Source organism: Chryseobacterium kimseyorum (genome assembly GCF_025971945.1).
Taxonomy (GTDB): Bacteria; Bacteroidota; Bacteroidia; order Flavobacteriales; family Weeksellaceae; genus Chryseobacterium; species Chryseobacterium kimseyorum.
Genome location: NZ_JAPDHW010000006.1, coordinates 123,477 through 137,382, shown reverse-complemented (window position 1 = coordinate 137,382; position 13,906 = coordinate 123,477). Strand labels below are relative to the sequence as shown.

Here is a 13,906-nt window from a genome sequence, read left to right as displayed (position 1 = left end):
AATGTATGCGGAGTCTAAAAAGAAAAAAACTTTTTAAAGTAAATTCAATTTGATTTACGAGCAAAGGTTAAACTTCTGCTTTTTTCTGCTTTAAGTGACTTCAAGTTTATATATCTTTAGCGTAAAACATTCTTATATCATTATCAGTCAAAATCTTACCAAATCTGATTTTAATGTCAAAATTCTTAATTACACTTTTAACATTCTCTTCACTTTACGCATATACACAGGACTTTATTTTTGACAGTTCTGATTACGATTTTGATAAATATAACGTATCTAAGAAAGATTATAAAATCTATCAATTTTTAGCTGGTGATAGCTTAAGTGGAAAAGTGAGCAAAATCGTAAAATTTAACGAAAGAGGTTATAAAATTTATGAGTCAACTATTAATTATAAAACTTCCAAACTGACTTCTGTCCATGATCATATAGCAAACTTTGTTTATAACGAAAATTTACTTGTCAAAATTGAAACAAAATTTCCTAATTCTATTAATAAATCCCACAGCACTTTCAAGTATAACAGTTTAAAACAACTTATTTCTAGTACTTTAAAAAAATTTGAAAAAGGGATAAAAACCAAAGTTGAAAAAACGAGTGAAGGTGAGTTATTAGGGGAAGAAAGATGGGAAACCAAAGCTAAATGGACCACATATTTAAAGAAATACTTCAAATATGATGACAGGCAAAGGTTAGTAAAAACTTTTGTCCCTGAAAAATATAAAAAAAGTCAAAATATTTACCATTATTATTACTTAGATAAAAATCCTATAAAAATTACTTCGTATGACAATGAGAGGCTAGTATGGGATGAATATCGTCAGTATCATAATGAGTTCGATTACGACTATATTAGAATATGGCCAGATTACGATTTTAAGATTTCAGAAGTATGCAGGAGTATAGGTAAAGTTACCTTTATATTTGATGCCGAAGATAAAATATTAGAAATTTCAAAACCTGATTACTCAGGAATTAGAGGAAATATAAAAATAAGATTTTCATATAACGATCAAAAACTGCTGAGTAAAGTTGAAATTATCTCTGTAGATAACAAAATAGAATTGACAAGTTTATATATTTATGATTAAAACAAATTAATAATCAAAAACTTACGGTTTTTAAAATTAAAAAGACTAATTTTGCACCCCGAAATAAGGATTGTACGTTATGAAAAAAATAGGTGATTACAGAAAACTTCTTGAGGTAGACAATACCGCTACTTTGAAAGATTTAAAAACAGTTTACAGAAATGTGATGAAAGATACGCATCCTGATAAATTTGTGAATAATGAAGAAGGGAAACTGGAAGCGGAAGAAAAAAGTAAATCTGTGATTGAAGCCTATCACTTTTTGGTAAGCATCAACCCTGAAACACAGGAAAAATATAAAGAAGAATACACGGAAACGATTACCACTTCTATCATCACTGATTTTTATCTTGAAAAATCAATTTTGAAAGTTCAGCATTTGAACGGGAAAATGTTTGAATACATCGGAGTTCCGAGAAATACCTATATCAAAATGGTAAATGCTGATTCTCCGAGCCGTTTTGCAAGAAGACATATCTATGGAAATTTTATCTACAGAAAGTCCGGTGAAGTGATGGCGGATTAATTTTCATTTTGAAAATACAAATTTGCTGTAACAGCATTTTAAAATATAACCGTATTCTCTGGATGCGGTTTTTTATTTGGCAGTTTTCAAGTTCTCGATACGGTTTTCTTCAAAAAATCTACCCGAACTGACGTGGTTTTTCCGAAAGAGTTTGGAGATGCAAAATTACGTCAATCTAATAAGAAATTAAATTCTTTTCTGTACTGCGATGGACTTTTCCCCGTGTATTCTTTGAACGTTTTATTAAAGTAACTGAAATTATTAAAACCAGATTCAAAACAAACATCGGTAATGCTTAGAGGCTGTTCAGCTAAAAGTTTTAGGGAATGGGTAATTCGATACTCGTTCACAAACTGGGTAAAAGTTTTATTGGTAATTTTCTTGAAATAACGGCAGAACGAAGGCACTTTCATGCTAGCCAAATCAGAAATTTCTTCCAGAGTGATCTGATCTTTAAAATGATCTTTCACATAGTTAAAGATATGATTGATTCTCTCATTATCTTCCACCTGGGTCTGGAGGTAGTATTTTCCGGCATTTAAAATTCGGTATTCCTGTGTTGAGGCGAGTTCTTCCAAAATTTTAATGAATTTCATAAGCCTATCCAACGAAGATGATTCGTGCATTTCGGTAATTTTTAAACCTACATCTTTTTTAATATTTTCCGAAAACACAATTCCTGATTTTGCTTTTTCCAGGAGATTGGTAATCTTTTGCATCTCAGGCAAATTCCAGATTTCTTCACCTAAAAAGTCAGGTTTAAATTGGATGACCATTTCGTAATCGTTGTTAGTGTTTTCATTGGTCATTCCACAATGAGGAAGGTTGGTTCCCATTAAAACAAGATCTCCATCTGAAAAATAGGATATATTACTTCCGATCTGCCGCTTACCGGAACCGCCACAGACGAAGATTAACTCAATTTCAGGATGATAATGCCATACATGTGACTTGATATTTTCGTTTTTCAAAAACTTCAGACTCGTGAAACTGCTTCCCAGATTGGGTTTCACAGCTTCGAAAGCGGGATGCGAATGTTTCATATCAATATCGTTATTTGTATGCAAAATTAACAAATACAATTTAAATAATTAATCTTAGGGTTAAAATAGCACATATATAAGAAAATTGTACAGTAGAACTGCGTTAAGCTTTGATCTAAATTTGCAGTATTAACAAATGAAAAAATTTATATTATGAAAAAAGTATTACAATCAGTTTTGATGATCGGTTTCCTATCTCTTTCAGTTAGTGCGATGAGTAAAGACAAAGACTTTTCTCTTTCATTTGGAAAAGCTGAATCAGAATCGGTAACCTTTGAAGTATCAAATGCAAAGAACGTTTCTGTAACAATCTTCAGTGAAAATGATGGTGAATTGCTTTCTGAAGATTTAAATTCAGATAAGAGTGTTGCCAAATCTTACAATTTTAAAGATCTTGAATCAGGTATTTATTACCTAATCGTAGAATCTGAAAGTAAAATTGAGAAGTATAAAATAAATGTTGACACTTCCAAAAAAGTAATTATTGATAAAACGCCTGTAGCAGAAATCGTGAAGCCTGAATTTTCTTTGGACGGAAATAAAGCAAAACTGCATTTCTCAGGTTTAAAAAATTCAGTGAAAATCACAGTATCAGATTTTTCAAATACCGTTTATTACAATTCGAATAAATCTGCAACCAATGGTGAGCTGGATATCACTTTCGATTTAAATCCAAATACAGCCGACAACTACATTATCAGTGTAGAACAGGCAGGAAAAGTTTTCAATAAAGTAATCAATCTGAGATAGGAAATTATCAAGTTTAGATTAAAAAAATTTTTATATAGTTTCTTTTTAAAGTTAGGTTCTTGCTGATATTCTCAGAAGAATCTGACTTTTTTTGTTTATCCAAAGTTGTAAAGACTTCGTTTATCCATATTTAATTTTAATTTCTTTACATACTTTCGACTTCGCAATCTATGATTTTGCCTAAAAGGTTACGAAAATTTTTACATAGGATCTTAAATGATTGAAACCTGTGCTTTGTGGTTATTTACCGGTCAGTTAAAGTTAGTTATATATCTGCTGAGGTTTCAAACCTGTAGTTTCAGATCAGGGACGGGAATTTTGTGGTTGTGAAATTGTCAGTTCTTGTTTTTATATATCCGTGGTTTCGAGGGCCTCAGCCACCGGTTGTGTTATATTAAGCAGTCTTTTTAATTATTTTTGTCATTGGGAGCATGATTACTAAAATAAAAAGCCGCATCAAAGAAATGATGCGGCTTTCAGGTTAATTAAGGCTGTTTTATCAATCTACGTGTTTTGGCGTGTAGCCATCTTCACTCAGTTCTTTTTCTTCGTAATCGGCTTTCATTTCAGCGTCATAATCTACCGGTTCTCCTTTACCCATTCTTCTCAATAATGAATCGAACAGTGAATAAACCACCGGTACAATAATCAGTGTAAGGAATAATGATGAGGTCAAACCACCGATGATTACCCAAGCCAAACCGTTGTTCATCTCCGCTCCTGCTCCTTTTGCAATCGCAATCGGGATCATACCGAAGATCATCGCAATCGTTGTCATTAAGATCGGACGAAGACGGGCGTGGTTAGCCTGAATCAAAGCGTCGTGCGTGTTCGCTCCGGCTGCCTTTCTCATATTGGCAAAATCGACAATCATAATTGCGTTTTTCGCTACCAAACCAATCAGCATGATCATCCCCAACATTGTAAAGATGTTTAATGAATTTCCGGTGATGGCCAAAATAACCATAACCCCGATCAATGCCAATGGAATTGAGAACAATACCACAAACGGATAAACGAACGAGTCATACAGTGAAACCATTACCAGATAAACCAATACAATAGCCGCCAGTAAAGCAATTCCTAAAGTACCGAAACCTTCAGTCTGGTTCTCCATGTCACCACTCCAGATGTACGTTACACCGGCTGGTTTTGTTTTTTCGTTATCCATAAACTGAGCAGACCATTCGTTGGCAACATCCCCTACAGGACGACCTACAACTTTAGATTTTACTTTTACGGAAGGCGCTTTATCTCTACGCTCCAGCAAACTTGGTCCTGAACCCATTTTCACATCTGCAAACTGACTTAATCTGATCTGCTCTCCCGCAGGATTGGTGAACATTAGGTTTCTTACGTCATCAATCGACTGTCTGTTGGCATCACCAAAACGGATGTTGATGTCATATTCATATTCTCCGGCTCTGAATTTTCCGTCTGTATTTCCACTGAATGCAGTCTGCATCGTCTGTCCTACACTTGAAAGATTCAAGCCTAAAGAAGCCATTTTATCTCTGTCGATATTCACCTGAACTTCCGGGTTACCAGAGTCGGTTGATAATTCAGCATCTACAGATCCCGGAACTTTTTTAAGTAAAGCTAAAATTCTGTTCGCTTCCTTATTTGCGGTTGCGTTATCCTGAGCTGTTACCACCATTTCGATTGGCGCATTGTCTGCTCCCATTAATCCGATTGGTGCTGTTTTAAATTCAACTCCTGTGAATTTTTCTTCTAAAGCTCTTTTGATTTTTGCTGATTTAATATCTGTGCTTTCGTCACGTTCCGCTTTATCCACCAAAATTACCTGAATTTCAGACTGATACAGAGTTGCCTGTGCACCACCGAAACCTGATGACTGCTGACCCACTGTCGTAATCATGTCTACAACATCTTTATCATTTCTAAGGTATTTTTCAACCTCTAAAGTCAACTGGTTGGTTTTTTCTACAGAAGCATCTTTTGGTAATTCCATCTGAACAAGGAACTGACCTCTGTCCATTTTAGGGAAGAATTCACCTCCGATAAATCCGAATGCCACCAACATAAATGATGAAATCAAAATAATAAAGGTCACTACAACTACCATTATTCTTCTTAAACCCGTTTTCAGCGCCCACTCCAGGATTCCTGAAATCCAGTGCGTAAATTTGTCAAGTTGCTTTTCAAACCAAAGAATAAATTTCTCGAAAGGATTTTTTCCTGTAAGATGTACCAGTTTCCCGAATCTTGAAGATAACCAAGGAATAATGGTAAATGAAGCCAATAATGAGAACATGGTCGCAATAACTACCGTGACACAGAACTGCGCAAGGATATCAGAAACCAATCCTGAACTCATCGCAATCGGTAAGAATACCACCACAATTACCATCGTAATCGCTGTTACTGTAAACCCGATTTCTGAAGCTCCATCGTAAGCTGCACGGATTCTGCTTTTCCCCATCTCCATGTGACGGTAAACGTTCTCCAGTACTACAATCGCATCATCCACAAGAATACCTACTACCAGTGAAAGTCCAAGTAAACTCATTAAGTTTAAGGTATATCCCATCAGATACATTCCAATCACCGTTGCAATCAATGATACCGGAATGGAAACCATCACAATGAATGCGTTTCTGATATTGTGAAGGAATAATAACATTACCACTGCCACCAAGATAATTGCCAGGAACAAATCGAAAATTACGTGATCTGCAGCTTCCAAAGTAAAGTCTGTAGAGTCATCTACAATACTCACCTTTACATCCTGAGCTTTATAGTTCGTCTGAACCTGAGCAATAGTTGACTGTACCAATTCTGAAACCGCCACTGCATTCGCATCAGACTGTTTCTTCACCTGCATCAAAATCGTAGGATTCTGGTTGAATCTCGCTACTTTCTCAATATCTTTCTGAGTATCAAATACGGTTGCGATATCAGATAAACGAACCTGTGCTCCGTCTTTATTGGAAACAACCAAGTTGTTCATTTCAGCGATATCTCTGTATTTCCCTGAAAGTCTAATGGTAGATCTTGAAGTTCTTGTCTTCAAAGCTCCCGTAGGGAAATCTAAGTTTGAAGAAAGAATTGCCTGCTGAATATCTGCGATCGAAAGACCGTAACCCTGCATTTTCTTTTCATCTAAACTTACCTGAATTTCTCTTTCCTGTCCACCTACAAGGTCAACCTGAGCCACACCGTTTACACGGGAAAAGATAGGCTCAATTTTTTTATCTAAAAGATCGTAAAGCTCTTTGTTATTCAGTTTATTACTGGTAATACTCAAAGTCATGATCGGTAAATCATCCAGTGAAAATTTCTGTAATGACGGCGGATCTGCATCCTCCGGAAGGTCTGCCAAAATAGCATTTACCTTTCTCTGTGCATCATTCAGAGCATAGTTTACGTCGGCACCAGTGTTCAGCTGAACCATAATCACCGATAAACTTTCGTATGAAGATGATTCTACCTTTTTTACATTTTCCAAAGAACCTACGGCATCTTCAATCTTACGCGTCACTGAAGTTTCCACCTCAGAAGGCGAAGCTCCCGGATACACGGTAGAAATCGTCACCATGTTGGTTTCAAACTTCGGAATCAATTCGTACCCCATCATGGAGTAGCTTAACAAACCTCCCAGCGTAAGAATCGTAAACAATACGATAACGAGGGACGGTCTTTTAATGGATATTTCTGCTAACTTCATTCTTCTGTTACTTTACGATATTGATTTTTGAACCGTTATCAAGGTTGATCTGTCCGCTGGTAATCACCTGCTCGCCACCGTTCAGTCCGCTGATGATCTGCACTTTGTCGCCGTATACTTTTCCTGTTTTCACGGTGATCATTTTAGCAGTTCCATTCTCAACAACGAAAATCTGTCCTGAACTTACACCATTTGCAAAAGCTTCTGCAGGAACCGTAAGCATATTCTGAGTTTCGGCACCGTTGTTTGTTTTAAATAATGCAGTTGCGTACATACCCGCTTTCAGGTTTCCTCTGTTTTGAACTTCAATTTCTACAGGGAAATTTAAAGAAGCATCACTTTTTGGAGCGATAAATGTGATTCTTCCGCTGAAAGATTCTTCAGGTAACACGTTTACGTTAATAGAAACATTCTGACCCAGCTGAATTCTTCCGATCTGGCTTTCATCCACCAAAACTGAAAGTTTTAATGAATTGATATTTACGATTTCAAATAAAGCTGTTCCCGGTGCAACCACCATTCCCGGCTCTACCATTTTCTTGTTGATCGTTCCACTGATTCCTGCTCTGATGCTTGTATCGTTGATTTTAACTCCCTGAGCACGAACTGCAGCCTGCATGTTTTTCAACTGCAATCTTGAGTTATCCAGCTGCTGTTTTGTAACACCTCCCGTTTTGAAAGCATTCTCATAACGCTGATTGTCAGCAATAGCATTCTGTAAGTTATTCTGAGCCTGAGTAACGTCTACCTCAATAGCATCTCTTTTAATAGTTGCCAAAACCTGACCTGCTCCTACTCTTGAACCTTCTTTCACGAAAACGCTGACGATACGTCCTGCGATTTCTGAAGACTGATTTGATTCTTGTTTTGGAATAAAAGTTCCGTTGGCAGAATAATCTGTGTCGATATTTTCTCGTGCCACAGTGATTACGTTTACGTTGATTTTATCAACCTGCTTTGCCACCTCTTTCACTTCAGTTTCCTGCTTCTTTTTGTTGTCGGCAATTTTCCATGCAGCCAAACCAACCAGTACTGCTGCTACGATGATATATATTAAAGTTTTTTTCATTTTAATAATGATTATTTTTTAATGTAAATGGAATCTCTTTTTTTAAATAAAAGACTTCACTTAAGTTTATTATGGGTTTTGTAAAGTATTGAGTTCGCCTTTAGCTTTGATTAATTTGATTTCAGCCTGTTTGTAGTCTAATAATGCATTAGCATAATTCTGTTTTGCCTGAGTTAAAGCATTTTCAGTATCCAATACTTCTGTAAGCGTTGCCAAACCATACTGATAATTTGCCTGAGTATCTTTCTGAACTTTCTCGGCAAGACCAACGTTATTCTTCATACTTTCTATGTTGATCAATGAATTTTCCATATTGGTAATTGCATTTTTATGATCAAGACTTAACTGAAGTTCAGTATTTTCAATATCTAAATCTAAATCATCAATATCAATCTGTGCCTGAGCAATTTTAGACTTGGTCGCACCACCCGTAAAAATCGGAATGTTGATATTTAAACCAATCGCTGAGAAGTCACTCCAAAGTACACCATTCTGCAAGCCGTTGGTTAAAGGAAACTTCGCTCCGGTCGCGCCCCATCCATAGTTGGCAACTAAGTTAACCGTAGGATAAAGATAAGCTTCTGTTGCCTTCTTGTTGTAGACCAGAAGTTCTCTGTTTTTCTGAAGAACTTTCACTTCAGAACGGTTATTCAAATCAACATTCGAAGCCAGAAGTTCAGGTTTTGGTTCTATAGATTTTTCCTCAAGAACGATATCTGTTTCGATCGGAATTCCCATGTAGAATTTCAATGAATTTTTTGAAAGCTCTACACTGTTGATCAAAGTCTGTTTGTTGGAACCAATGTTTGTTAACTGAACGTTTGTTCTGTCTAAATCAATCTTTTTAGCAAGACCATTGTCTACCAAACTTTTGATGACATTTCTTACCTTTTCAGTATTTGCGTAGCTTTGGTTTACTGTTTCAAGATTTTCTTCCTGCACAAAAACCTGATAGTACGCTGTTGCAACATTTTCTATCAACTGCTCATTGGTTAACTGCGCATTAAGAACATAAAATTCTCTTGTTGACTTCGCAGCTTTCAAACCTGTAAAAACTCTCTGATCAAAAATCGCCTGCTGAACCTGTGCGGTTGTAGTGGTTTGCCATGGCTGTCCCAATTTTGCAATAATTCTTTCTCCACCAAATTCAAGTAAAGATTCCTGAATCACCGGATTGTAAGTAAGACCAGACGTGATGTTGATCTGAGGTAAAGCTCCAGCTCTCGCCTCGGCAATCTTGTATTCAGCTTTTTTGATCTGCAAAGCTGCTTTTTTGGCTTCTGCTTTATTTTGCAAAGCCTGCTTAATGGCTTCCTGCAATGACACCTGTTGCTGGGCAAAGGCAGATGTAGAGCCGAAAATCATAAATGCTGCAGCTATCCCAATTTTTAGCTTTTTTGCAGTTACAAGTTTTCTATTCATAATTTATACTTCGTTTATTTTTTTTGTAGTTGCTTTCCTGATGTACTTTATCCCTAAAGGACGATCGAGTTTTATAATTACTTTAACAGTTTTTAATTAATTTTTAAAAAGCATGTTAAGAATGATGTCTTTTCTGTCTGCAATCAAAAGATCAAATTCTCTTTCATCCAGCATCATATTTTCCAGAAACAACGGACGCACGGCACTTGGAAATATGAGAAGTGAAATCATATTGAGTATAAACTGTACCGGTGCCATTTTTTCAATATTTCCCAGTTCCATTTCAGCTTCAATCTCGCTGTACATCTTTTTTAAATCTTTCTCTTCCACATCTCTCTTATGACAGCTCCCTTTGTTGATTTGGGAAACAATATAGGTTTCGAGATAAGGATATTTCAAGCTGGTCTGTAAACTGCCGTCAATAAAGTTGGCAATTTTCTCTTTAAATGGTAAATCAGAATTCATAATCAATTCAGATTTTTCCTTTTCTACCCGATGCGCCTCATCAAAAATGATCTGAATCAAATTATCTCTTGATCTGAAATAGTAGTTAATTAATGTTCTGTTAACACCCGCCTCGTCCGCAATCTCCTGTGTAGTTGCGTTAAATTTCCCCTGCACGAAGAATAAATTCTTTGCAGTATCCTTGATTAATTCCTGAGTTTGGTCTTTCTTTTCTTGTTTTGACATTTTTGTTAAACAATTTTGTGCAAATATATATCAAACAATTGTTTTGACAAAATTGTTAAACAAAATAATTAATGAATTTTCTGTGATAATTATCATAAAAAAAGTCTGAACAAAATGTCCAGACTTCAATTTATATTTTGATAGTACTTTTAAATTAACCTTATTTTATCATCCATAATATCTACGATCTTATCTTTATACAAACCGCCCAATGCTTTTTTAAAGTTCTTTTTACTCATCTGCAGCTCTGCTTTAATGTCTTCCGGAGAAGATTTATCTGAGAGATGAAGCAAACCGAAGTTTTCTTCTAATTTGTTCAGAATTTTCTGTCTGAACTCATCGATATTTTCAAAACCTTCAGGCTGAAGTGAAACATCTATTTTACCGTCTTCACGAATGGTTTTGATATAACCCTCTTCTTCAGAAAGTGGATATACTTTTTTATATACATCAGACGCATAAACCAATCCGATATATTTCTTATTAATCACCACATTCCATCCCAGTTCGCTTTCGTTCATCATGATTAGTTCCACTTTATCACCTTTTCTGAAAGGTACATCTTCGTATTGTGGGTTTCTCTTGAATTTTGTTGTCCCGGTAATCAGTTCCAGATCTTCATCTACATAGAGATTTACAAGGTATCTTTTGCCTTCAAGAATTTTAGATTTCTGCTGCTTGTACGGAATGAAAAGATCTTTGATAATTCCCCAATCCATAAAGGCACCGCTGGGAAGACTTTGCACACAACTCATTACTGCAAACTCGCCAACTTCCGCCAAAGGAGTTTCTGTCGTAGCTTTCAGTTTATGATCATCCTGATACACGAAAACTTCTATTTCATCACCAATTTCTTTTTCTTCACGAATGAAAACTTTAGACATAAAAGCCGTTTCGCCGGTTTCCGATTCAAGCATCCATCCTGAAGTATTTTTTTCTGAAATTTTTAAAGTCTGGGTTTTTCCGAGTTGCATTGATGATAATTTAGTTGGCAAAGGTAAGGAAAATAAGTGGAGTGTTTTATGAGTTTAGAGTAAGAGGTTTTGGGGTTGGGGTTTCTGATTTTAGTGATCGTAATTTTTCAAATCGTTTATTAAATTTTTTGATTCGTTTAAATAATCTTTATTTTCATCATTTATAATTTGTCCAACCGTTTTGATTAAGGTATTATTTTCGTAATAGTTTTTCAATTCTGAAAGAAGTTTCGGCTTTTTAAGATAACCATTTTCATCAAGTATTTGATATTTTTGTGAATGAACAAAAACAAGTTTTCCGTCATCTGAAAAGAAATATTCTGTAACGATTTTCCAGGCAGACAAACCCAAAAAATGTTCTATTTTTCTGAGTCTTCTATTTTTGTAAAATCCTTTTAGTTCAATTCCGTTATCTGTTACTTCAGATTTATCCGTAAAATAAGAATTAGGAACTATTTTAATTTTAAAATCTTTGATTTGATTAATTTGCTGGACTATCTTTTTCCCAGGCTCAATATTCTGCCCGAAAAGCAATCCTGAGAAAATAACCATCGAATAAAGTATTAGCTTCATCATCATCAAATATTTGCAACAAAATACAAAAAAAAGAGAAGCCGAAACTTCCCTTTTTATATTTGCGCCAAACCTGGCTTTTTTACTTTTTCCTTGACTTCTACATATGCAACGCTCTCTTCCCAGTCGCATCCAAAGCAGCTTCTTTCACCGCTTCAGCATAGGTTGGGTGCGCGTGAGAACTTCTTGCGATATCTTCAGCACTTGCACGGAATTCCATAGCGATAACACCTTCAGCAACCAAGTCGGCAGCTCTGGCCCCGATCATGTGGAAACCTAAAACTTCATCTGTTTTTTCGTCAGCAATGATTTTCACCAAACCGTCGATATCACCACTTGCACGGCTTCTACCTAACGCTCTCATTGGGAAAGTTCCGATTTTGTAGGCAACACCTTCCTCTTTCAGTTGCTCTTCAGTTTTACCAACTCCGGCAACTTCCGGCCATGTGTAAACCACTCCTGGAATTAAATTATAATTAATGTGAGGTTTTTGTCCCGCCAAGGTTTCAGCAACAAAAACACCTTCTTCTTCAGCTTTATGAGCTAACATCGCGCCTTTGATAACATCACCGATTGCGTAGATATTTGCAACGTTTGTCTGTAAATGGTCGTTTGTTTTTACTCTTCCTCTTTCGTCTAATTCAACACCTGCTTTCTCCAAGCCAAGTCCGTCTGTGTAAGGTCTTCTTCCTACAGAAACCAGACAGTAATCTCCTTCAACTGTAACTTCCTCTCCTTTTTTATCTTTTGCAGTGATCTTTACAGTATCACCGTTTCTTTCAACCGCAGAAACCGCTGTAGAAAGCATGAATTTCATTCCCTGCTTCTTCAGAACTTTAGTCAATTCCTTGCTTAAAGCTCCATCCATTGTAGGAATGATTTTGTCCATGAATTCAACTACAGTTACCTGAGCTCCAAGTCTCAAGTAAACTGAACCTAATTCAAGACCAATTACTCCACCACCGATTACTACCAAATGCTTAGGAATTTCTTTTAAATTTAAAGCTTCTGTAGAAGTGATCACTCTTTCTTTATCTAAAGTGATAAAAGGCAAAGATGAAGGTTTAGAACCTGTAGCAATAATGGTATATTTAGAATCGATCGTTTCTGTAGAACCGTCGTTTTTCGTTACTTTAATCTGAGTTGCAGATTCAAAACTTCCAAGACCTTCAAAAACAGTAATTTTGTTTTTGTTCATCAGGAAATTGATTCCTTTTGTAGTTTGCTCTACCACTTCATTTTTTCTCGCAATCATTCTTGCAATATCAGCCTGTGGCTCATTAATGATAATTCCGTGGTTTTCGAAATTGTGTTTTGCGTTTTCGAAATGCTCAGAGCTGTCCAAGAGTGCTTTTGAAGGAATACATCCAACGTTAAGACAGGTTCCGCCTAAAGTTGAATATTTTTCAATAATTGCTGTTTTGAAACCTAATTGCGCAGCGCGGATTGCAGCCACATAACCTCCAGGACCAGAACCTATTACGGTAACATCGAATTGACTCATTTTATATTTTGATTTATTTATTATCTGACGATTAATTCTTACAAATTTAATGATTAATTTAGAAGGAACAAAGTGAGTTTTGTCAAGTTTTTGTCGGATGTGGGATGTTGGAAGCTGGGTGTAGGATGCCTACATTATTGAGAATATTTTTAAACCTTGCTATCTCCCACATTTGATATCGACAAAAAGTCTAAATTTCCTTCTCCAAAAACTTCTGTATTTCCAAAAAACTCACCTCCGCATATATACCAGGGAAGATTTTCTAAATATTCAACAGCGTTTTCTGGTTTCATTTCTGCAACATCTTTTTTGGCAATAATTCCTTTGAACCATCTTGCGGATTGTGGGGAATTTGGAAATTCGACATCGTATTTAATCCAAATTCTTTGGCACAGGCGGCATTGAATAACACTTACTTCTGCATTTCTGCCTTCGGTGGAATCTGTTCCCACTGTTGATGTTCTGTATTCAGACTCGATCAGGTCGTGTTTCTCGCAGGCACAACCTAATTTCGGAAGTTTTTTCATGAATTAAATATTGAATTTTTGATAAATTGAATTGCGAATTTACAGA

The 13,906-nt window shown here is 35.9% G+C and carries 12 protein-coding genes; 3 read left to right on the top strand and 9 right to left on the bottom strand.

From position 1 onward, the window contains the following. Window positions 1-173: 173 nt before the first annotated feature. Entirely contained in the window at window positions 174-1,094 is a 921-nt protein-coding gene (locus OMO38_RS10110; RefSeq protein ID WP_264750057.1) for a hypothetical protein, read from the top strand. A 79-nt stretch (window positions 1,095-1,173) separates the two neighbouring features. Further along, window positions 1,174-1,620: a KTSC domain-containing protein gene (locus OMO38_RS10105; protein ID WP_047444253.1), complete on the top strand. Its 447-nt coding sequence runs from the start codon at window positions 1,174-1,176 to the stop codon at window positions 1,618-1,620. Window positions 1,621-1,790: 170 nt separating this feature from the next. On the opposite strand, the gene OMO38_RS10100 is transcribed toward OMO38_RS10105, so the two are convergent. Beyond that, window positions 1,791-2,663 carry an AraC family transcriptional regulator gene (locus OMO38_RS10100; RefSeq protein ID WP_264750219.1) on the bottom strand — a complete coding sequence of 291 codons (873 nt, stop codon included), beginning with the start codon at window positions 2,661-2,663 and terminating at the stop codon, window positions 1,791-1,793. A 153-nt stretch (window positions 2,664-2,816) separates the two neighbouring features. Between OMO38_RS10100 and OMO38_RS10095 the strand changes: the two genes are divergently transcribed. Then, window positions 2,817-3,413 (top strand): hypothetical protein, encoded by a 597-nt coding sequence (locus tag OMO38_RS10095; RefSeq protein ID WP_264750056.1) that lies wholly within the window; start codon window positions 2,817-2,819, stop codon window positions 3,411-3,413. 499 nt (window positions 3,414-3,912) lie between these two features. Here the strand turns inward: OMO38_RS10095 and OMO38_RS10090 are convergent, their stop codons facing one another. The 8 genes from OMO38_RS10090 to OMO38_RS10055 form a co-directional block, all read right to left on the bottom strand. Next, entirely contained in the window at window positions 3,913-7,101 is a 3,189-nt protein-coding gene (locus tag OMO38_RS10090; protein WP_264750055.1) for an efflux RND transporter permease subunit, read from the bottom strand. Window positions 7,102-7,108: 7 nt separating this feature from the next. Then, complete coding sequence (locus tag OMO38_RS10085; protein WP_264750054.1) at window positions 7,109-8,170, bottom strand: efflux RND transporter periplasmic adaptor subunit; 1,062 nt, start codon at window positions 8,168-8,170, stop codon at window positions 7,109-7,111. A gap of 69 nt (window positions 8,171-8,239) precedes the next feature. Further along, window positions 8,240-9,592, bottom strand: a complete 1,353-nt coding sequence (locus tag OMO38_RS10080; RefSeq protein WP_264750053.1) for a TolC family protein — start codon at window positions 9,590-9,592, stop codon at window positions 8,240-8,242. A 96-nt stretch (window positions 9,593-9,688) separates the two neighbouring features. Further along, window positions 9,689-10,282, bottom strand: a complete 594-nt coding sequence (locus OMO38_RS10075) for a TetR/AcrR family transcriptional regulator (RefSeq protein ID WP_264750052.1) — start codon at window positions 10,280-10,282, stop codon at window positions 9,689-9,691. Window positions 10,283-10,431: 149 nt separating this feature from the next. Then, window positions 10,432-11,256, bottom strand: a complete 825-nt coding sequence (locus OMO38_RS10070) for a CvfB family protein (RefSeq protein WP_264750051.1) — start codon at window positions 11,254-11,256, stop codon at window positions 10,432-10,434. A gap of 90 nt (window positions 11,257-11,346) precedes the next feature. Then, window positions 11,347-11,832, bottom strand: coding sequence for a hypothetical protein (locus OMO38_RS10065; RefSeq protein WP_264750050.1), 486 nt, complete (start codon window positions 11,830-11,832; stop codon window positions 11,347-11,349). Window positions 11,833-11,929: 97 nt separating this feature from the next. Next, complete coding sequence (gene lpdA / locus OMO38_RS10060) at window positions 11,930-13,333, bottom strand: dihydrolipoyl dehydrogenase (RefSeq protein WP_264750049.1); 1,404 nt, start codon at window positions 13,331-13,333, stop codon at window positions 11,930-11,932. A gap of 149 nt (window positions 13,334-13,482) precedes the next feature. Next, window positions 13,483-13,860: a hypothetical protein gene (locus OMO38_RS10055; RefSeq protein WP_264750048.1), complete on the bottom strand. Its 378-nt coding sequence runs from the start codon at window positions 13,858-13,860 to the stop codon at window positions 13,483-13,485. Window positions 13,861-13,906 lie beyond the last annotated feature (46 nt).